The sequence below is a fragment of the Nocardia sp. NPDC004123 genome (assembly GCF_053603795.1).
On the sequence record NZ_JBSGGG010000001.1, the window covers coordinates 20,918 to 41,087 of the forward strand.

At 67.9% G+C, this 20,170-nt stretch carries 22 protein-coding genes; 2 read left to right on the forward strand and 20 right to left on the reverse strand.

The genetic code is table 11. From position 1 onward, the window contains the following. Window positions 1-126 precede the first annotated feature (126 nt). From ACWEQQ_RS00120 to ftsH, 18 genes are all read right to left on the reverse strand, one after another. Window positions 127-1,080, reverse strand: coding sequence for an esterase/lipase family protein (locus ACWEQQ_RS00120; RefSeq protein WP_452346624.1), 954 nt, complete (start codon window positions 1,078-1,080; stop codon window positions 127-129). Between the two features lie 189 nt (window positions 1,081-1,269). Further along, window positions 1,270-1,914, reverse strand: a complete 645-nt coding sequence (locus ACWEQQ_RS00125) for an anthrone oxygenase family protein (protein ID WP_452339656.1) — start codon at window positions 1,912-1,914, stop codon at window positions 1,270-1,272. Window positions 1,915-2,065: 151 nt separating this feature from the next. Further along, window positions 2,066-2,689 carry an FHA domain-containing protein gene (locus ACWEQQ_RS00130; RefSeq protein WP_379425133.1) on the reverse strand — a complete coding sequence of 208 codons (624 nt, stop codon included), beginning with the start codon at window positions 2,687-2,689 and terminating at the stop codon, window positions 2,066-2,068. 191 nt (window positions 2,690-2,880) lie between these two features. Next, entirely contained in the window at window positions 2,881-3,243 is a 363-nt protein-coding gene (locus ACWEQQ_RS00135) for a histone-like nucleoid-structuring protein Lsr2 (RefSeq protein WP_452339657.1), read from the reverse strand. A gap of 116 nt (window positions 3,244-3,359) precedes the next feature. Next, window positions 3,360-4,826, reverse strand: a complete 1,467-nt coding sequence (gene lysS, locus ACWEQQ_RS00140; RefSeq protein WP_452346860.1) for a lysine--tRNA ligase — start codon at window positions 4,824-4,826, stop codon at window positions 3,360-3,362. A 159-nt stretch (window positions 4,827-4,985) separates the two neighbouring features. Continuing rightward, on the reverse strand, window positions 4,986-5,408 hold the full coding sequence (locus ACWEQQ_RS00145; protein ID WP_364606785.1) for a rhodanese-like domain-containing protein: 423 nt from the start codon (window positions 5,406-5,408) through the stop codon (window positions 4,986-4,988). Window positions 5,409-5,413: 5 nt separating this feature from the next. Continuing rightward, window positions 5,414-6,025 (reverse strand): cysteine dioxygenase, encoded by a 612-nt coding sequence (locus tag ACWEQQ_RS00150; RefSeq protein ID WP_364606507.1) that lies wholly within the window; start codon window positions 6,023-6,025, stop codon window positions 5,414-5,416. A 192-nt stretch (window positions 6,026-6,217) separates the two neighbouring features. After that, a complete protein-coding gene (locus tag ACWEQQ_RS00155; protein WP_364606510.1) occupies window positions 6,218-7,033 on the reverse strand; it encodes a type III pantothenate kinase in 816 nt (271 codons plus the stop codon). A gap of 10 nt (window positions 7,034-7,043) precedes the next feature. Continuing rightward, window positions 7,044-7,463: an aspartate 1-decarboxylase gene (gene panD, locus ACWEQQ_RS00160; protein ID WP_452339658.1), complete on the reverse strand. Its 420-nt coding sequence runs from the start codon at window positions 7,461-7,463 to the stop codon at window positions 7,044-7,046. A gap of 13 nt (window positions 7,464-7,476) precedes the next feature. Continuing rightward, window positions 7,477-8,403 (reverse strand): pantoate--beta-alanine ligase, encoded by a 927-nt coding sequence (gene panC / locus ACWEQQ_RS00165; RefSeq protein ID WP_452346625.1) that lies wholly within the window; start codon window positions 8,401-8,403, stop codon window positions 7,477-7,479. Between the two features lie 5 nt (window positions 8,404-8,408). After that, window positions 8,409-9,341: a Rossmann-like and DUF2520 domain-containing protein gene (locus ACWEQQ_RS00170; RefSeq protein WP_452339660.1), complete on the reverse strand. Its 933-nt coding sequence runs from the start codon at window positions 9,339-9,341 to the stop codon at window positions 8,409-8,411. A 225-nt stretch (window positions 9,342-9,566) separates the two neighbouring features. Beyond that, on the reverse strand, window positions 9,567-10,607 hold the full coding sequence (locus ACWEQQ_RS00175) for a DUF6779 domain-containing protein (protein ID WP_452346626.1): 1,041 nt from the start codon (window positions 10,605-10,607) through the stop codon (window positions 9,567-9,569). Between the two features lie 69 nt (window positions 10,608-10,676). Further along, window positions 10,677-11,147, reverse strand: coding sequence for a DUF3180 domain-containing protein (locus tag ACWEQQ_RS00180; RefSeq protein WP_452339662.1), 471 nt, complete (start codon window positions 11,145-11,147; stop codon window positions 10,677-10,679). Between the two features lie 16 nt (window positions 11,148-11,163). After that, window positions 11,164-11,697 (reverse strand): 2-amino-4-hydroxy-6-hydroxymethyldihydropteridine diphosphokinase, encoded by a 534-nt coding sequence (gene folK, locus ACWEQQ_RS00185; protein WP_452339663.1) that lies wholly within the window; start codon window positions 11,695-11,697, stop codon window positions 11,164-11,166. Window positions 11,698-11,701: 4 nt separating this feature from the next. Continuing rightward, entirely contained in the window at window positions 11,702-12,097 is a 396-nt protein-coding gene (folB, locus tag ACWEQQ_RS00190) for a dihydroneopterin aldolase (RefSeq protein WP_452346627.1), read from the reverse strand. Then, complete coding sequence (gene folP, locus ACWEQQ_RS00195) at window positions 12,094-13,023, reverse strand: dihydropteroate synthase (RefSeq protein WP_364606788.1); 930 nt, start codon at window positions 13,021-13,023, stop codon at window positions 12,094-12,096. Before folP ends, folB begins: the two co-directional genes overlap by 4 nt. 11 nt (window positions 13,024-13,034) lie before the next feature. Then, window positions 13,035-13,634, reverse strand: coding sequence for a GTP cyclohydrolase I FolE (gene folE / locus ACWEQQ_RS00200; protein WP_379425124.1), 600 nt, complete (start codon window positions 13,632-13,634; stop codon window positions 13,035-13,037). Between the two features lie 175 nt (window positions 13,635-13,809). Then, window positions 13,810-16,173 (reverse strand): ATP-dependent zinc metalloprotease FtsH, encoded by a 2,364-nt coding sequence (gene ftsH / locus ACWEQQ_RS00205; protein ID WP_452339665.1) that lies wholly within the window; start codon window positions 16,171-16,173, stop codon window positions 13,810-13,812. 368 nt (window positions 16,174-16,541) lie between these two features. Between ftsH and ACWEQQ_RS00210 the strand changes: the two genes are divergently transcribed. Further along, window positions 16,542-17,408 carry a hypothetical protein gene (locus ACWEQQ_RS00210; RefSeq protein WP_452346628.1) on the forward strand — a complete coding sequence of 289 codons (867 nt, stop codon included), beginning with the start codon at window positions 16,542-16,544 and terminating at the stop codon, window positions 17,406-17,408. Between the two features lie 56 nt (window positions 17,409-17,464). On the opposite strand, the gene ACWEQQ_RS00215 is transcribed toward ACWEQQ_RS00210, so the two are convergent. Continuing rightward, window positions 17,465-18,289: a DUF1266 domain-containing protein gene (locus tag ACWEQQ_RS00215; protein ID WP_379393533.1), complete on the reverse strand. Its 825-nt coding sequence runs from the start codon at window positions 18,287-18,289 to the stop codon at window positions 17,465-17,467. Between the two features lie 216 nt (window positions 18,290-18,505). Between ACWEQQ_RS00215 and ACWEQQ_RS00220 the strand changes: the two genes are divergently transcribed. Further along, entirely contained in the window at window positions 18,506-18,775 is a 270-nt protein-coding gene (locus ACWEQQ_RS00220) for a DUF2277 family protein (protein WP_356998658.1), read from the forward strand. Between the two features lie 11 nt (window positions 18,776-18,786). Here the strand turns inward: ACWEQQ_RS00220 and ACWEQQ_RS00225 are convergent, their stop codons facing one another. Continuing rightward, window positions 18,787-20,034 carry a PucR family transcriptional regulator gene (locus tag ACWEQQ_RS00225; RefSeq protein ID WP_452346629.1) on the reverse strand — a complete coding sequence of 416 codons (1,248 nt, stop codon included), beginning with the start codon at window positions 20,032-20,034 and terminating at the stop codon, window positions 18,787-18,789. Window positions 20,035-20,170 lie beyond the last annotated feature (136 nt).

A 20,170-nucleotide genomic window follows, 5' to 3' on the forward strand; every position in this document is an offset into this window, starting at 1 on the left:
CGCACGTCGTCCGTCCACCCTATTGCGAACCGGCGACAGTACGACTCATTCAGTCATAACGGGGCAGTTGCGCGGACCGTTTCCGAATCGGCTACGCCCACAGCGAACAGTCGCGTTCGGGGTTCCTCAGGCCCCGGTGACGGGCGGAACGAACTCGCACGGCACCGGCTGGGCATGCTCCGGATCGAGCGCGTTGAGGGCCATCATGGCCGCGCGGCGACTGCCGGCGATGGCCATGTGATCGGAGAAGTCGACAGGGCAACCGTCCTGCATCAGATCATTGGTGACGTTCGGGGCCGGGACCAGCGCGATGGCGGGCCACACCGCCTCGTCGAAGTTGGAGGCCAGGTTGGTGTAGGTGACCGACGGGTCGTAGACGCCGTCGGCGTTCAGGGCATTCATGAACGAGGAGTTGCCGAGCATCTCCGGGCACGCCTGGCACACGACGCCCATCGCGGCCAGATCGTCCACCTGGTCGGCGCTCGCGCCGAGCTGCCGCCCGAAGGCGCGCACGACGTTCATCTGGTCGCCGAAAATGCCCAGCCACGGGGGCGCGATGGCCACGAAGCGGTTGACCTTGCCGGAGCCGCCGAGCCGCTTGATGTAGTACTCGCCGACCGTGTTGCCCTGCGAGTGGGCGACGAAGTCGACCTGCGCCGCACCGGTCGCGGCCAGCACGCGGCCCACAAAGGCGCCCAGCTGCGCGGCGCTCTCGGGGATCGGCTTCATACCGCCCAGCGCGGACAGCGGCCACGGCACGTCGAGGGCGCCGTAGGTCAGCGCGTAGACGCAGTAGCCCTGATTGGCGAGCAGCGGCGCGTAGGCGCCCCAGTTGGTCTGCGCGCCGCCCGCGGTGCCGTGCACGAGGACCACCGGATCCGGGTGCGCCGCACTGGGTTTGCAGGACCAGTCATTGGCGCCGGGCAGCGAACCACCGGGATTGGCGAGCTCGTTGGGGATGCCCGCGAAGAAGTTGAAAGTGACCGGGTATTCCGCTCGGGCGGTACCGCTCGCACCGATCCACAAGACCGCCAGAACCGCCATGATCAGCAGTGATCCCGGCGTTCCTCGTCTGGGCATCCTTCGCATGTTCCCTCCCAAATTAGAACGCGTTCCGCATACCTAATCAGGAAACAAGCACGAGGGATGGATTACTGGCGAGTAAGTTCTGAAACCTGTTTCAGTACAGGAAAACGGCGACGGCCGGGCCCCGCAGGCGGCTTGTGAGGCCGCATCCAGGGTCCCGGCCACCGCCGGAATCGGACCGAACTACTGCTGACCGGAGACGAATCCGGGCTGGGCCGGGAAGGGCTGCTGCGCCGGAGCGGACCACGCCGCCGGAGCCGAATACGCGCCGGGCGCCGGCGGGAAGCCCGGCTGCGCGGCCGGCGCGACGGTGGCGACCGCGCTCGCCTTGGCATGCTGCATGCCGGCCACGAACAGCGCGCCCGTCAGCACCAGGAAGGCCAGCGTGTGGAGCACCGCGCGGACGATATTCCAAGCCACCCACGAGCTTTCGAACTGCGAGCGCACCGCCGCCAGATCCGGAATCTGCCCGACGTCACCGGCATTGGCCAGCTGATTGTTGAGCGGCACGTTCAGGCCCGAGGTGACGCAGAAGGCGATCACATTGAGGGCCAGCGCGGCCCCGATCCAGATCAGCGTGGTGCGGTTGTCCTTGCCCAGGTGCAGGGCCGCGGCCAGCACGGTGAAGCCGACCGTGCCCATGAATCCGAGCATGAACCACGGATTGATGATGACCACGTTGATCTTCTGCATGACATCGATGAAGGTGCGGTCGTCGGACTGGCCCAGGGCCGTCATCACCGAGGTCGCGTAGGCGTAGAACACCCCGGCGATCAGTCCGGTGGTCAGCGTCGCCGCCACCAGCGCGGCGATGCGAAATGCGAACATGGTTCTCTCCTGACTGGATCTGCCACCCGTGTTCTTCCCGGGTGATCGACTACATCCAGTCAATCGCCGGCGGGCACGGAAACCCATGGCTCAGAAGCTCGCACGCATGCGCAGGGGTCCAACAGGCACGGGCAGTACCAGGATCGGCGAATCAGAGGTCGCGCTCGGAGATGACGCCGGACTGCATGGCCAGGTTGGCGAGGCGGACCCGCTTCTGGTTCTGCGGGAGGTCCTCGACACCGAACTTCGCGAACAGCGCGCGGAGGTGGGTCTTGATGGCGTCGACGCTGAGGAAGAGTTCCGCCGCGATCTGCTGGTTGGAGGCGGGTGAGGCGAACCCGTCATTGCTCCGGAGCGGCCGGCAGAGCGCGACCAATACCGACCGCTGGGTTTCGGTGAGCGAGCGCAGCGTCGGCAGCCCGCCGGTCGAGGTCTGCGTGACATCGCCTGCGGCGCCGCTGAAGTCGTGGAAGGTGACCCGCGAGGTGCCCATCCGGATGACGTCCCCCGGTTGCAGGCGATGACGGCCGACCAGGCGATCCCCGTTGACGAAAGTGCCGTTGCGGGAAAGGCCGTCGTCGACGATGGTCCAGTGCGCGCCCAGGTACTCGGCGGTGGCGTGCAGCCGCGACACCTCGACGTCCCAGAACAGGGACAGGTCGGCCTGAGGCGATCGCCCGATGGTGATTCGCGGCTGGTCAGGGGACAGCATCAGCTCATGCTGACGTCCCTCTTGATCCTTGACCCGGAGGAAGGAACCGTGGAAAGCGGTCACTGCGCCGATACCTCTTCTCTACTTCCAGCCAGTGACATCGTCCGCACGTTTCAATGGTGCCTGGCCTCCCCGGCACTAGCAAGATCGCAGTCGGTCCCCCGGTTATACGCAAAGCGTATGAAGAAAACCACTGCCGCCCGGGCACGCACGAAACACCCGGACGGCAGTCGAATCGGCGACTAGTCGGACAACTAGTTCTTAGCAGCGGCCTTGTTGTAAGCCTCGGTGATGTCAGCGGAGATACGACCACGAGCGGACACCTTGTGACCATTCCGGCGCGCCCATTCGCGAATGGCCGCGCTTTGTTCGCGATCGATCGACACCCGGTTCTTCGGGCCCGCGGCCGGAGCACCGGCCACCTTGGTACGACGCCGGCCACTCACACGCCGAGCGGCCGAAACCCAACTGTCCAGACCCTCCCGCAGCTTGGCCGCATTCTCCGTCGACAAGTCGATCTCGTAGGAGACGCCATCGATAGCGAACTCGATGGTCTCCTCCGCGATGGACTCACCGTCGACATCGTCGATCAAGCTAACGGTGACCTTCTTTGCCATGAGATGAACGTCCTCTCGAAATCGTGCGACCCGCATAGTCAGGCCGATTACCCGACGCCAGAATACCGCTAATTCCGATAGTCCCAGAACAGGCCCCGGAAATGCAATCCGGAGAACTATCGGGCTACCGGACGCACAATTGGAAAGAGTATCGTTTCCCGGATTCCCAGGCCAGTCAGGGCCATCAGCAAACGATCGATACCCATACCCGTTCCGGTTGTGGGAGGCATACCGTGCTCCATCGCGGTGAGGAAGTCCTCGTCCAGGCGCATGGCCTCCTCGTCACCGGCCGCGGCCAAACGCGCCTGATCCATGAAACGGTCCCGCTGGATCACCGGATCCACGAGTTCGGAATAGCCGGTGGCCAGTTCGAAGCCGCGCACGTACAGGTCCCACTTCTCGGTAACCCCGGGCTTGCTCCGATGCTGGCGCGTCAGCGGCGATGTCTCGACCGGGAAGTCCCGCACGAAAGTCGGCGCGTACAGCTTGTCACCGTAGACGTGCTCCCACAGTTCCTCGACCAGTTTGCCGTGCCCGTAGCCCTTGCCCTCCGGAATTTCCAGACCGACCCGGTCCGCGAGTGCCAGCAATTCCTCGACCGACGTTTCCGGGGTGACCTCGGTACCGATCGACTCCGACAGCGACGGGTACATCTCCACCGTCGCCCACTCGCCGGACAGATCGTATTCGGTGCCGTCGGCGAGCGTCACGACCTGCGTGCCGTAGACCTCCTGCGCGACTTCCTGGATCAATTCCCGCATCATCGTGGCGGAATCGTCGTAGGTGCCGTACGCCTCGTAGGTTTCCAGCATTGCGAACTCGGGCGAATGGGTCGAGTCCGCGCCCTCGTTGCGGAAGTTCCGGTTGATCTCGAAGACCTTCTCGATGCCGCCGACCACGCAACGCTTCAGGAACAGCTCCGGAGCGATGCGCAGGAACAGCTCCATATCGAGCGCGTTCGAGTGCGTGGCGAACGGACGGGCCGCGGCGCCGCCGTGAATGGTCTGCAGCATCGGGGTCTCGACCTCGAGGAAACCTCTGCGCTCCAACGCATTTCGCAGCGCGCGCACGGCCGCGACGCGGGTGCGGGCCATCTCGCGGGCCTCCGGGCGCAGGATCAGGTCGACATAGCGCTGGCGGACGCGCGACTCCTCGCCCATCTCCTTGTGGGCCACCGGCAGCGGGCGCAGCGACTTCGCCGCCATCTCCCACGTATCGGCCATCACACTCAATTCGCCCGTGCGCGAGGCGATCACCTCGCCGTGCACGTACACGAAGTCACCCAGGTCGACATCGGACTTCCAGGCCGCCAGCGACTCCGCGCCGACGCCATTGAGGCTGATCATCGCCTGCAGCTTGGTGCCGTCGCCCTCCTGCAGGGTGGCGAAACACAGTTTGCCGGTATTTCGGACGAAAATGACGCGCCCCGCAATCCCGACCGTCTGACCGGTCTGGGTATCGGCGGCCAGATCCGGGTACGCCTCGCGAATTTCACCGAGGGTGTGGGTGCGGTTCACCACCACCGGATAGGCCTCACGGCCCTCCTCGAGCAACCGCTCACGCTTCTCGCGGCGAATCCGCATCTGCTCGGGAACGTCATGCTCCACGGGGGCCGCCGCGGCACGCTTTTGCCCAGCAGGAACGGGGTTGCTCGAGGGAGAAGAAGGAGTGGAGGTGCTCACGGGTCTCAAGACTATCCTGCGGCGGAATTTCTTTTTTCCGCCGCCTCCCCGCCGCTTCGGCTACAGCCAGGCGAGGGTCGCGACCTCGCGTTCGAAGTGCGGGGCAGTGGCCGCGGCGGTCAGCAGGCCCGCCGCTTTCAAGGCCTGATATCCGCCCTCGAGGTCGGTGGCGCGGCGCAGTCCCAGCTGTTGCAGGGAGGCGGCGGCCAGGCTCGAGGTGTATCCCTCCGAGCAGACGATGATCCATTCCATGTCGTGGTGCTCGGCCATGGCCAGACGCGCGGAACTCGACGGATCCAAACGCCATTCCAGGACATTCCGCTCGATCACCAGCGCGCCCGGCAGCGTGCCCTCGCGCATCCGCTGCGCCTGCGGGCGAATATCCACCAGAATCGCGCCACGGGCGATGGCCTGCGGGATTTCGATCGGAAGCAGGCGACGCAGCTGCCCGCGGGCCTGGGCGAGCATGCCGTCGATCGTCATGTGGGTCATTCGAGTTCGCCTTCGGGCTGGTCGGTGAGGACGGAACGGGTGCGCCGCAGGGTGCCATGGCCGGTGACCTCGTAATAGGACATGGCCGTCAGCGGCGGGGAATAGGCGTGCACGCTCAGAGTCGGATTCAGCGGGCCGGTGATGCCGGCCTCCGCCTCGGGGGCACGCACCACGTCGTGCACCCAGCCGAGCGGGAAAGAGGCCTGATCACCCGCGGTGAGGGTGCGGCGACGCAGGTCCCGGCCGTTCCAGCGATATTCCGACAGCGCGCCGGAGAGCACGGTCAGCGCTCCCAGCGAGCCGGCGTGGTCGTGCAGTTCGGTGTACTTGCCCTCGACCCAGCTGATCAGCCAGATGTCCACCTCGTCATCGGCGACAAGCCTTGTGGCCCAGCGGTTTTCGGTGGGCCACAGGCCGCCGTCGGGGAGCAGGTGGTCGTAACGGCCCTCCAGCACGTCCTGGGCGCCCTCATCGGTCAGGCGCAGCAGGTCGGCCGGACGCAGCCGGGTCGGCAGGGCGGAGGCGGTGGCCCGCTCGGTGACCTCGGGCAGGAGCGGCGAGGCGGCGGCGCGGGTATCGACAGGAAGGGAAAAAACAGAGGAACGCATGAGCGAAACTCCAAGAAGTGTGTTTGTGGCCGGGGGCTATACGAAGCCTCGACGACCGTCGAGGCGAATCAGCCTCGACAACACTCCTGGGTGCTCACGCGGAAATACACGTCGGCGAGTCTAACAGCGGTTCGCCGGGAATCACCAGGGCTCCCGGCGACGACTGCGTCACTTTTATTCCAGCCGGCCTGTTCAGGGCCGGGCGGCGCTGGGCTCGGGCCGGGTCCGGCGCTGCTGATTGCGCTCGTAGACCAGGCGCAGGCCGTCCAGCGTCAGATGCGGCTCGTGATGCTCGATGGTCTCCGACTCCGGCACGATCAGCGGCGCGGTCGCGCCCGTCGCCACCACCGCCACATCGTCGCCGGAGAAGGCGTCGATATCGCGAATGCGATCGATCAGGCCGTCCACCAGGCCCGCGAAGCCGAAAATGGCGCCCGACTGCAGGCACTCCATGCTGTTCTTGCCCACCACCGACCGCGGGCGGGTCAGCTCCGCGCGGCGCAGCGCACTGCGGGCGATCAGCGCCTCGGTGGAAATCTCCACCCCGGGCGCGATACTGCCGCCGAGAAATTCCCCCTTGGCCGACACCAGATCCACACAGATCGCCGTCCCGAAATCCACCACGATGGCCGGCGAGCGGAAACGGTGATATGCCGCAAGACAATTCACGATGCGGTCCGCACCGACCTCCTTGGGATTGTCCACCAGCAGCGGAATACCCGTGCGCACACCGGGTTCCACCAGCACGTGCGGGACATGAGCCCAATAGCGGGACAGCATTTCACGCAGCTCGCGCAGCACCGGCGGCACCGTGGACAGCGCCGCGACGCCCACCACCTGTTCGGCGTCCGCGCCGATCAGGCCGCGCACCTGCAGCGCGAACTCGTCCGCGGTCAGCAGCGGATTGGTGTGCATCCGCCAGTGCCGCACCAGCTTCGCGTGGTCTCCGCTGCCGGAGAACAGGCCCAGCTCGATGCTGGTGTTGCGGACATCGATGGTCAGCAGCATGGCCCGCCGCTCAGGCCAGCGAGAGCGAACGCGGCGAGATCAGGTCGGACCCCTCCGGGGCGTGCGCCGGATCGGTGCCCAGCTCGATCGGGCGATTGCGCTCGTCGACGAAGACCACGTGCGGGGCGTAGTTCGTCAGCTCGGCCTCGTCCATCATGCCGTAGGCGATCAGGATGACCAGGTCGCCGGGATGCACGAGATGCGCTGCGGCGCCGTTGATTCCGATCACGCCGGAACCGCGCTCACCGGCGATCACATAGGTCTCGAGGCGGGCCCCGTTGGTGATGTCGACAATGCTGACCTTCTCGCCCTCGAGCAGGTCGGCGGCATCGAGCAGGTCCTGGTCCACGGTCACCGAACCCACGTAGTGCAGATCGGCGTGAGTCACCGTGGCGCGGTGGATCTTCGACGTCATCATGGTGCGCAACATCGTCGTCGCCTTCCTAGAGAGCTGCCTGGGCAGGCTGATCGGGGGCAGTGGGGTGGCCATCGAGCGGCTTGCCGATGGAGACGGGCATGTTGTCGATCAGACGGGTGGTGCCGACCCGGGCCGCGACCAGCAGCCGGGCATTGCCGGTCGGCCACTGCTCGGAGAAGTCCGCAGCCCGCAGGGCCAGATAGTCGACCTGGATGTCCGGCGCGAGATCCAGCACCGACTGCGCGGTCTCCAGCACGGCCTCCGGACCCCGGCCCGCCGCGTGCCGGCCGGCCAGCAGCGCCGCCGACAGGGTGGCGGCCAGCTCGCGCTCCGCCGCGCTCAGGTAGCGGTTGCGGGAGGACTTGGCCAGACCGTCCGCCTCCCGGACGGTCGCCGCCGGCACGATCTTCACATCCATGTTCAGATCGACGACCATCTGCCGGATCAGCGCCAGCTGCTGGTAGTCCTTCTCGCCGAAGAACGCCTCGTGCGGCATGCAGATATTGAAGAGCTTCGACACGACGGTCAGCACACCGGAGAAGTGGCCCGGGCGGGTCGCGCCCTCGAGGATGTCGCCGTAGGGACCGGACTGCACCGTGGTGCGGGTGCCGAACGGGTACATGTCCTGGGCGCTCGGCGCGAACACCAGCTCCACGCCCTCGCCGCGCAGCAGTTCCACATCCGCGTCCAGGGTGCGCGGGTACTTGTCGAGATCCTCGTTCGCGCCGAACTGCAGCGGGTTCACGAAGATCGACACGATGACCGTGGTGTTGGTCAGCTTCGCCAGCCGCACCAGCTCCAGATGGCCCTCGTGCAGCGCGCCCATGGTCGGCACCAGCGCGATCCGGCGGCCCACCGACCGCAGCGCCTTCACGACCTTGGTCATGACGGCCGGATCGTGCAGCACGGTCAGCTCGCCGCGCTTGTACGTGCCAATCAGCTTGGGGTCCATGGGCGTCAGTGTCCTTTCTCCAGCAGATCGATCAGGGCGGGATTGGTCTTGGCGCGCTCGGCCGAACGCAGCGACAGGGCGCGATAGCCCGCGGCCAGCCGGGGATCCAGGGCTTCGAGAGCGTCCAGATGCGCGGCCACCGCGGCCACATCGCCGCGCGCCACCGGACCCGTCAACGCGGCGGGGCCGCGGCGCAGGGCATTGTCGAGGGCGGCCGAGGCGAGCGGCGCCAGCATGCGCTCGGCCAGGCCGTTCGGCTGATCGTCGACCGTCTGCTGACCCAGCAGACCCGGACCGGACAACGCGGCGCGCAACGCCTCGACCGCATCCACGATCAAGGTCACCAGATGGTTGCTGCCGTGTGCCAGAGCCGCGTGATACAGGGTGCGGTTCTCCTCCGCGACCCGCACCGGCTCGCCGCCCATCTCGATCACCAGCGACTGCCCGATGGCATAGCCGATGTCGTCGGCGGCGGTCACACCGAAGCAGGCATTGGCCAGACGGGCCACATCCTCGTCGTGTCCCGTGAACGTCATGGCCGGATGAATCGCCAGCGGCAGCGTGCCCAGCGCGGTCAGCGGCGCCAGCACGCCGACCCCGTTCGCACCGGACGTGTGCGCCACGATGGTGCCCGCGCGCACCGCCGTCGCGGCCGCCAGACCCGCGACCAGACCCGGCAGTTCACTGTCCGGCACCGCGAGAATCAGCAGCTCACTGCGGGAGGCCACCTCCTCGGCGGGCAGGATGCGGGATTCCGGCAGGCGCGTGGTGGCACGACGCACCGAGGCATCCGAAATCGCGGAAACCCCGAATACGACATGACCGGCACGCTCCAGTGCCACACCCAGCGCGGATCCGACGCGTCCCGCCGAGACGATTCCCACCGTCAAGCGTGCAGGCGCAGGATCGGTCCCGCAGACATCCTTGTCCGAGGTCACTTTGTCCTCTCGAAAGTCGTTCCAGTCCCGCCTTGCGGGTACCGGACGTTACTCGAGCGAGGATATCGCCGCCGATTCGCCAGAGCTACCCACTGTGGGATAGGCAACTCTCGCGGCTCTCAGGGGCTCCGCCCCCGAACCCCCTCGCGACTCTCAGGGGCTCGGCCCCCGAACTCCCTCGGGATTCTCGGGGGCGCTGGCCCCGAATGCCCGGTGGACTTGCGGTCAGTTGCTGTTCTCGGACTTGAGATTGGCCATGATCTCGGCGACCGAGAGGCGGTGGTTGCCTTCGGCGTCGGCATCGTCCTCGGAGCGGCGGCGACGGCGGGCGGTGGCGCGGCCCACCGGGGCCGCCGGAGTCGGGTCGGGGGTCAGGCGCGGAACGGGGCCGTTGGTGGCGTTGCCATTGGTGGCGGTACCGCCATTGGTGGGCGCACTGCCGTTGGCGCCGGCACTGCCGGTGGCGCCGGCATTACCGTTGGCCGCGGCGGCGGATTCGTTGGCGGCCTCCGGGTTCGGGGGCGGGGTGGGTGAATCCGGTTCGGCGACAGCGCGTTCGGCCTCGTAGTCCTGGCGCATGGCGTCGGTGATGATCGACGTCTCGGCGGTGACCGGGTCGTCGAAGGGGGTGGCGAAGGCGGGCGGTTCGGGGTGCTCGGGATCGAACTTCGGGGCCATGCGGGCGCGCGGGTCGTCGTCGTCCTCGGCCTGGTCGGGGGACGACCACGGGTCCCAGGGATCCGCGTCCGGCCAGTTATCGTTCGCCGCCTCGGGGGCCGAACCGGCCTCGCTGCTCGGAAGTTCTTGGACCCGAACGGCATCCGCACGCAGGGCCGGACGCTCGGAGGGCAGATCGCCGTCGAACAGACGCTGCAGGCTCTCGCGCAGGACCGTGAGTTCGGCGCGCAGCGCGGCCATCTCCGCGGCGTCGGCGCCGACCTCGTGACGGACCCGGGTCTCCACGCCGAGCTCGTATTCGCGGCGGGCAGCAACCTCGCGCTCCAGCTGGAGTTGGTAGACCTTCTGGAGGTCACCCACTTTCGCCTTGTCGACGGCCGCCTCCCTGCGATAACGGGTGGCCGCGAGCGCGCCGATGGCGGCCGCCCAGAGGGCCGCGACCAGGCCCACCCGGATCAGGTGGAGGTTGTCACTGAAGACCAGGAAAACGCTGGCAACCAGTCCGAGGAGAAGCAGAAAGCCGGTGAAGAACTTTCCCGCATCCTCCCGGCGGCGACGGGAAGCACTGCTACGGGAGGGTGAAACCATGTCCGCCAGCGTAGCTTGATCTCGGGAGTGTGGCCCCCACCTTGGCGATGATCAGTGCCAATCCGTTAGCTACGAAGTAGCTGCCTCATCGGGCGGCTCAATGGGAGCGCGGCAGCAATACTCCAGCCACAGGGCCGCGGCCACCAGGGCCACCCCGCCCAGCAGACCCACCACCGCGCCCGGCGTATCCGAAGCCGCCGCACGCAGATCCGAGCGCTGCATGAGCAGCCACACCAGGAAACCCAGCCAGATCCCGCCCACCAGCGACCCCACCTGGGCCGACGCCTTCGCCAGCGCCACCGCCCGGGCCGCCGTGATCGCATGCAGCTGCCCCGAACCGGGACCGATCCCGTGATTCTCCTTACGCTGCCGAATCACGAAGGCCAGCACCACCTCGAGCAGCGCCACCGGCAACAGCGAGGCGCCCGAGAAGACCGAGATCGGCGGGAAGCTCGAATACGCCATATTGGTGGCGACCCAGGCCACGATCGCCGCCAGCAGCACATTCGCGCACAGATCGAGAATGCGGGTCGGCTTCACCGCAGCAGCTCCGGCGTCACGGCGTCCAGCCCAGCGTCAGCTCGGTGCGGCGCACCCCGCTCACCTCGGCGGAATCCAAGGCGGCCAGCCACTCTCGCAGCGTGCGCAGCGCGCCGGTCGCCTCCAGCTCCGCGTCGGGATCGATCTCCAGCCACGGCACCAGCACGAACGCACGATGGTGGGCCTGCGGATGCGGCAGCGTCAGCACCGGATCCAGGCTGCGCACCACCACCCGGCCGTCGCGGCGGCGCGACTCGGCCTGCACCACGTCCACATCGAGAGTGCGTGCGCCCCAGCGGACTTCCCGGATCCGGCCCGCGGCCTGCTCCAGCTCCTGACCCAGACGTAGCCAGTCCGAGGGTTCCATGGCCGGATCCTCGGCCACCAGCACGGCATTCAGGTAGTCCTGCTGCGGCACCCCGCCCCACGGCGGGGTCGAGTACACCGACGAGACCGCCACCACGCGCGGGCCCAGCGCCTCCACGACACTGCGCAGATGCGCCAGCCGGTCACCGAGATTGGATCCGATCGACAGGACAACGCGGGTCACCGCTCTACTCCTCCGGTTCGCGACGACGGGACGTGACTACACGGACGTCTTCGAAGGTATGTGGAATCGGCGCGAAAGGCTTGTGCAGCACCACTTCCACGGCCTGGATGCGCGGATCGGTCATCACCTCGTCAGCGATGGCCGAGACCACCGTCTCGATCAGATCCTTCGGCTCCCCGGCCACGATCTGCACCACCTGCTCGGCCAGCTCGCCGTAGTGGACGGTGTCGGCGATGTCGTCCGACTTCGCGGCGGCGGTGAAATCCGTCCACAGCGTCAGATCCACGACGAACTCCTGGCCGTCGCGCTTCTCGAAGTCGAAGACACCGTGATGGCCGAAGACGCGCAGCCCGCGCAATTCGATACGGTCACCCGGTGATCCGGCGCGATGGATGCTCACAGCCGCTCCCCCGTCTCCCGCTCCCGGACATACCGCTCCCGCAGGCGCCGGGCCGCATTGGTGGTCGCGTCGACCACCGCGATGGCGTCCAGCGACGATCGGACATCGTGCACCCGCACACCCCAGGCGCCGTGCTCGGCGGCCAGGGCGGAAATCGTGGCCGTGGCGACCTCACGGCCGTCCGGCGGACGCGGGCCCTCGGCATCGGCCAGCAGGCCGCCGAGGAAACGCTTGCGGGAGGCCCCGATCAGGATCGGCAGGCCCGCGTCCATCATCTCCGTCATGCGATAGAACAGGCCGCCCAGCAACTCCCAGTTGTGGTCGGCGTTCTTGGCGAAGCCCAGACCCGGGTCCAGCACCAGCTGCCCGAAGTCGACACCACCCGCGAGGGCGAACTCGACCTGCGCGTTCAGCTCCTCCCAGACCTTGGACACCACATCGTCGTACTGCTCCGCGGGACCGGCGTGACGGTAGTCCGCCTCGGCCCGCCAGTGCATGAGGATCCACGGGATCCTGGTCGCCGCAACGACTTTCACCATGTTCGGGTCGGCACGCCCGCCCGACACGTCATTGACCATGGACACGCCCGCCGCGATGGCGGCCTCGGCCACGCTCGCCCGCATGGTGTCCACGCTGGTCGGCACCCCGGCCGCGGCCAGCTGCCGGATCACCGGAACCACCCGCGCCGCTTCGGTTTCCGGGTCGATGCGAATCGCACCGGGCCGGGTGGACTCGCCGCCGACATCGATGATGTCCGCGCCCATCTCGTACAGCTCGAGACCGTGTGCCACCGCCAGACCCGGATCCAGGTAGCGGCCCCCGTCGGAGAACGAGTCGCTGGTGACGTTCACGACGCCCATCACCACGCACGAGCGGCCCCCACGAGGAACAACCAGGTTGGCCCCCCGTGTACCGCTCTCGGCCATGGTCGGTGCGCTCACTTTCGCAGAATGAGGTCCAGGGCCTCCGCGCGAGAAGAGGCGTTGGTCTGCAGCAGGCCGCGCACCGCCGAGGTGGTGGTGGAGGCGCCCGGCTTGCGGATACCGCGCATCGCCATGCACAGATGCTCGGCCTCGATCACCACGATGGCGCCGCGCGGATCCAGCTTCTCCATCACCGCGTCGGCGATCTGGCTGGTCAGCCGCTCCTGCACCTGCGGGCGCTTGGCGTACAGATCGACCAGGCGGGCCAGCTTGGACAGTCCGGTCACCCGGCCGTGCGGGCCCGGAATGTAGCCGACGTGCGCGACACCGTGGAACGCCACCAGGTGGTGCTCACAGGTCGAGTACATGGGAATGTCACGAACCAGCACCAGCTCCTGGTGCCCCTCCTCGAAGGTGGTGTTGAGCACCTCGGACGGATCGGTGAACAGTCCGGCGAACATCTCCCGGTAGGCCCGCGCCACCCGGGACGGGGTGTCGGCGAGCCCGGGGCGATCCGGATTCTCGCCGACCGCGATCAGCAGCTCCCGCACGGCAGCCTCCGCACGGTCCTGATCGAACGGTCGACCGGTGTCGAGCGCGATCAGGCCGGACACGACACGATTGTTGGTGGCCGACAATCGACACCTCCTGTGTTGACTTGCCGCACGTGCACACGCGGCCTGGACGCGGTCGCCGAACCACTCGGGCGGATCCGGACGGGGCGTTCACCCAGCGTCCGAACCCCGCCCGAGGCGGGCCGCGAACCCATTGAGCCTATCGGGACCGCGGTCAGCGACGACCGTTCGGTCCGTCCCAACCGTTCTTCTCGTCCTCGTCATTCCCGGACGCCGGCTGCGCGGCCGGATGCTCCGGCTGCGAGTAGCCCGGCTGATACTGGGCGCCCGGCTGATAGCGCTGGCTGCCCGCGGGCGCCCAGCCGCCGTACGCGCCGCGCGGCTGCGGGGCCTGAGCCTCGTCCTCCTGCGGCGGCCAGCCCGGCGCCGACCAGCCGGCCGGGGCGCCGTAGTCCGGACGCGAACCGTGTGTCGGCGCACCGTGCCGCGGATAGGCCGGAGCCTGCGGCAGCGGGTAGCCCTGCGGCGCGGGCGCCGGATAGCCGCCGTACTGCGGCTGCGCGGAGCCGTAAACCGGTTCCGGATAGCCGTTGGCGGGCTGCGCCACCGGATGCGACGGCCGCGAGTCCTCCTCCGGCCACGGCTCACCGCGCTCGGCGGCCAGCTCGCGCGGGGTCTTCACCGGCGGGCGATCGGACGGGGTGCGGTCACCGAAATCGTTGAAAGCCGTGATGCGCGGCCGCTTTTCGACCGTCGTCAGCACTTCCTCGAGATCCTTGCGGTGCAGGGTCTCGCGTTCCAGCAGCGCGGTGGCCAGGGAGTCCAGCTCGTCGCGGTACTCGTTGAGCACCGCCCACGCCTCGGTGTGCGCGGCCTCGATGAGGTTGCGCACCTCCTCGTCGATCTCGCGGGCCACCTCGTGCGAGTAGCTCGAGGCCATGCCCATCGACCGGCCCAGGAACGGGTCGCCCTGCTCCTCGCCGTAGCGGACCGCGCCCAGGCGGGCGCTCATGCCGTACTCGGTGACCATGGCGCGCGCGATCTTGGTGGCCTGGTCGATATCGGACGAGGCGCCCGTGGTCGGCTCGTGGAACACCAGCTCCTCGGCCGCGCGGCCGCCCATGGCCATGACCAGGCGGGCGATCATCTCCGAACGGGTCATCAGGCCCTTGTCGTCCTCGGGCACCGTCATGGCGTGACCGCCGGTGCGGCCGCGGGCCAGGATGGTGACCTTGTAGACGGGCTCGATATCGGGCATCGCCCAGGCGGCCAGGGTGTGACCGGCCTCGTGGTAGGCGGTGATCTTCTTCTCGTGCTCGCTGATCACCCGCGACTTGCGGCGGGGGCCGCCGATGACACGGTCGACCGACTCCTCCAGGGCCGCACCGGTGATCACATTGCCGTGTTCACGCGCGGTGAGCAGCGCGGCCTCGTTGATCACATTGGCCAGGTCCGCACCCGACATGCCGACGGTGCGCTTGGCCAGACCCTCCAGGTCGGCGTCGGTCGCGATCGGCTTGCCCTTGGAGTGCACCTGCAGAATCGCGCGGCGGCCGTTCAGGTCCGGGTTGCCGACCGGGATCTGCCGGTCGAAACGGCCCGGGCGCAGCAGCGCCGGGTCCAGGATGTCGGGCCGGTTGGTGGCCGCCATGATGATGACGCCGGTGCGCTCACCGAAGCCGTCCATCTCCACCAGCAGCTGGTTCAGGGTCTGCTCACGCTCGTCGTGACCGCCGCCCAGGCCGGCGCCACGCTGACGGCCGACCGCGTCGATCTCGTCCACGAAGATGATGCAGGGGCTGTTCTGCTTGGCCTGATCGAAGAGGTCGCGCACGCGGGAGGCGCCGACACCGACGAACATCTCGACGAAGTCCGAACCCGAGATGGTGAAGAACGGCACCCCCGCCTCACCGGCAACGGCCTTGGCCAGCAACGTCTTACCGGTACCGGGCGGACCGTAGAGCAGCACGCCCTTGGGGATCTTCGCGCCCAGCGCCTGATACCGCGCCGGGTTCTGCAGGAAGTCCTTGATCTCGTAGAGCTCTTCGATGGCCTCGTCGGCGCCCGCCACATCCTGGAAGGTGGTCTTGGGCATGTCCTTCGACAGCAGCTTGGCCTTCGACTTGCCGAAGCCCATCATGCCGCCGCGGCCGCCGCCCTGCATGCGCGCCATCACGAAGATGAACAGGCCCAGCAGAATCACCATGGGCAGCATGAACAGCAGAATCTGGCTCAGCCACGAATCCTGCTTGACGGTGGTGTTGACCTTGGCGCCGGAATCCTGCGCGGCCTTGAAGACCTGCGCGGACACCTCGCCGCCGCCCGGATACTTGGCGATGAGCTTGGTCTCGCCCTTGGTGGCATCGTTGCCGTTCTTCAGCGTGATGCGCAGTTGCTGTTCTTTGTCGTCGATCTGGACCGAATCGACATTCGACTTGTCCTGGAGCTGGGAGAGCGCCACCGAGGTATCGACGCTATGCCAGCCGCGCGTGTCGTTGCTGAAATAGCTGACCAACCAGATCACGAGCAGGAAGCCCGCGACTATGGCCAGGTTGCGGAACACAGTCTTGCGGTTCATAGAGCGTCGGCCGGCGGCCAGTCCTTTCCGGGGGGTGTATCCGGTTTGCCTGCGATGCTTGCGTGGCACGCCCGTTCCGGCGAACGGATGCGGACATGCCACGTTACCGCGTACGGTCTAGTCGTTACATCGCGCAGTTCGGCAGCTAGTGCAGTTCAACAGGTAAACGGCTGGAGAACGCGGGTGGTTCCCCGACCATCTGCGGCAACACACTGGGTCGATCACCCCCTGGTGTCGGACCGAGTGGTCACAATCATGGCATGGTCGTCTCATCGTGAGTGACGACACAACAGAGCGCAGGGGGTATGGACATAGTCGAGCTACGGACACCCACAGCGATTGTGCGTCATGGCAACGGGCGTTTGACGGTGCTGCGGCCTGGAACCGACGGCGAGCGCGTGCTCGACGTGCCGGTAAGCGACCTGCTCAAGGTGCGTTTGAACCGGCGCGCCGATGACGCCGTCGTCATCGAAATATATTTGCGCTACCCGACCCCCGTCCTGACCGGCGTCCCCGCCGACCGGACCCCGCTGCCGGTGCTCATCGCCGAGCACGATGTGCCCGCCGCCACCGTCATCGTCGAGCGCATCAACAATCAGATCCTGGCCACCCAGCGACTGGACGTGGCCGCCCCCGACCTCGCCCCGCCCGCGCCCTCCTGGGGACGCAGCGGGCCCGCCCGCGCGGATGTGGATCGCGCGGTGCGCCGGATGGCGCCCAAGCGGGACGCAAAGGCGGCCGTCGCCGCGCTGCAGCGTTATGTCACCCCCGGCGAATACGTGCTGGAGACCGCCCTCGTCACCGCGCAGGCGCCCGCGCCCCGGGCCACCGGACTGCTCGCGATCACCACCACCCGGATGATCTTCGTCTCGCTGAGCTCGGGCAAGCGTTTCGCCCATGAGCTACCGGTGGCGACCCTGCTGTGGGCACGCACCACCGACGGTGCCGAGGCGCCGGGCGCCGTGCTCGCCGAGTACGGCGTCGAGGTCAGCGACGGCAATCTGACCTGGCATTTCACCGGCACCGACCGGGCCGACACCGATCGCGTGACGGGCGCTTTGAATTTCGCCATCCAACGCGAGGTGGTCGACGGCGCCGCCGGGCCGGCGGATCCGGGCGTGGCGAAGCTGTACTCCGAATGGGAATTGCTGGTCGAGCGGCATTCGCTCGGCATGGTCGACGACGCGCAGTTCCAGCGGTACGGACGCGGAATTCTCCGGTCGCTGCCCGATTGAGCCCTGGGCGGATCGAGTGGAAAGGTTTGGGGTCAAGCCCCCCGAACCCGGGCGACTTATTCGTCCGGTTGCAGCGCGATACGCCGCCACGGGCTGGTGGGGCGCATCCACAGGCGCAGCAATTCCATCCGCCGGTCCACGCCACCGGATTTCAGTTCCGCGAGGTCCTCGCACGCCTGCCAGTAGGTCCACCCGGCGAGATAGGCATCGCCGAATTGCCGCCAGTTCCGGTATTTCCGCTGGGCCGGGGGCAGCGCGCGCATGAGGTAATCCCAGGCGACATCGGCGTCGAGGTAGCCCGCGGTGTAGGCCATGCGGGCGACGGCGACCACGCGGGCCAGATCCCAGGCCTGGATGTCGGTGGGCAGCGGGCGCACCAGATGGTCGGTGAGGCCGAGTTTGATGGCCTGCGACCAGATGTCGTAATCGCGGACCAGCGCTTCCGGATTCTCCATGCCACGGAACGATCCGACCTGCCGCAGGAACGCGCGGTGCCGGTCGGCGCGCTCGCCGAAGCGATCCCGTTCAGGGGAGTTGATGGCCGCCGTGACGAGTGGATGCACGAGCGCGTAGAGCGGGCCGTGCATACCGTCCAGCAGCTGTTCCATCGAGGCCATGGCCTCGGTGCCGTCCGTGATGCCCCAGGCGCCGGTCAGCGTGTCGATGGCAAGTTCGCGGCGATCACCGAGGGGATGGTCGCGTTCGGGGCCGAGCAGCAGGGCGTCGTGGAAGGCGTCCCAGCGGGAGGAGTAGAAGCCGCCGAGCGCGAGGGCGCGCAGTTCGTCGTCGGAGACCTGCGCACCGGACCAGTGATCGTCCTCGCGCTGGTCCAGCTCCGGGTACGGAAAAGTCGTCAGCGTGGGCACGTCGCGGGCAGCCATACCCCGATTGTTCCCCATCGATCTTGGAGTGGCCCGCTATTCGCCGATCGCGTGTGCCACACCGGCCGCGTCCGGTGCGAATAATCGGCAAACCATTCGGTTCGGAATTCCGGCGGCCACTGGGCGGCATTCTCACGGGCGCTGCGCGACGCACTCACGCAATTGTCTGAATCTTGCCCTGTCACAGCGGGTAATCGGGCGCTAACCTCTGGGGGCATGAGTGGGAACATCACCCTCCTCCGCGGGCTGAGTCCGGCCGCCACGGAGCAGGAAATCTACGCCGCCGCACAGGAATACGTGCGCAAAGTCGGCGGGGTGTCGGGATTGACGACGGCCACCAAGGCCGCGGTGGACAAGGCGGTGGCCGCCATTGCCGCGGCCACCACGCAATTGCTGGCGGAATTACCGGAGCGCCGGGCCTCCGAAGGCGAGCCGCCCACCCGGCGACGCGCCGCCCGGGACACCGTCGCGGAGGAAGCGAGCTGACGCTCGCGGACTCACACGCCGTAGACCGCCACGCAGTCGAGCGCGACCTCCAGTCGCGTACCACGCTGGTCGAGAGAGTGACCGAGTAGTTCTTCTATGCGCTGAATCCGGTATCGCACCGTGTTCTTGTGCACGCCGAGCAGTTTCGCGGCCCCGTCCGGGCTGCGGCGGGCTCGCAGGTAGGCATGCAAGGTTTCGCGCAGTCGCGCCGACTGCGCGTCGGGTGCGGCGAGTGCGCCCAGTTCCCTGTCGATGAGCGACCGCATGGCGGTCTCGTCGGATCCCGCCAGATAGGCGATCTCCACCTCCGCGTAGTGCAGTGCGCGCGGCAGGCCCGGGCGGGCGCGCTCGGCGACCTGCCGGGCGGCGACCGCCTCGCGGTGACCGGCCCGGAAGCCGGCGGCGTGCGCGGCGGGCACGCCGATCGCCACCCGCACGGGCGCGTCCACCGACCACACCGGATCGCCGGGCTCGGGCAGCGCGTCGTCCACGCCGATCCACGCCCACAGCGCGGTCGCACCCGAGGGCACGGTGAGCAGGCTGCCGTTGCCGAGCGTGCCGGCGTAGCGGGCCACGATCCGGTCGAGCCGGCCGACGGCCTCGCCGTTGCTGTCCGACGGCAGTGGCGCGGCATCCTCGTCCGTCCACAGCACCAGCGCCAGATGCCGCTGCGACAGCCGGTATCCGAGCCGGCCCGAAGCGGTTTCGATATCCACCTCGGCGCCGTCCAGCAAAGCGCGCACGGTCTCGGCGCGCTGGGTGAGCGCGGCGCGCAGGCCCCGCTCCCGCTCGGCCATGTAGGTGTCGGTGAGAGCCTCGACCGAGGTGCTGACCCAGCGCGTGGTGCGGTCGAAAAGCCGTAGCAGCACCGATCTTTCGATGTCCTGCGGCAGCTGCCGCTGTTCGAGCACCTCGGTCATGTAGTCGATGACCGCCTCCTGGCCGAGGTGGTAGACGCGCAGCAGCAGCCGCACGTCGTAGCCGCGGCGGGCGACGGTGCGGGCGAAGGCGTGCGCCTCGGGCGGGACCGGGTATTCGAACAGGTCCTGGGTGAGGCCGCTGAGCACGGCGACCGCGTGGGCCCGGCTGCTGGCGGCCAGGTCGCGGCGCATATCGCGGTCCCGCATCTCCGGGATGCGGGCGATGATGGCGTCGTCGAGGCGGGTGACGACCTGTTCCAGGGTTTCGGCCGGGAGGGTTTCCGCGACGAAATCGGCGATCCATAGCCGGATCTCCGCCGGGTTCGCGGGCGTCGCCACGGGCACTCCTCCGAGGTTGTACTCAGAGCACAAAACCGACCGGAAGAATTGACCCGATTGGCCAAGCATGGGCTCACGAAATTGTGTCACGATCATAGTCCAGTGAGCTGGGGCACAGCTCGCCGTCGCAACGTAG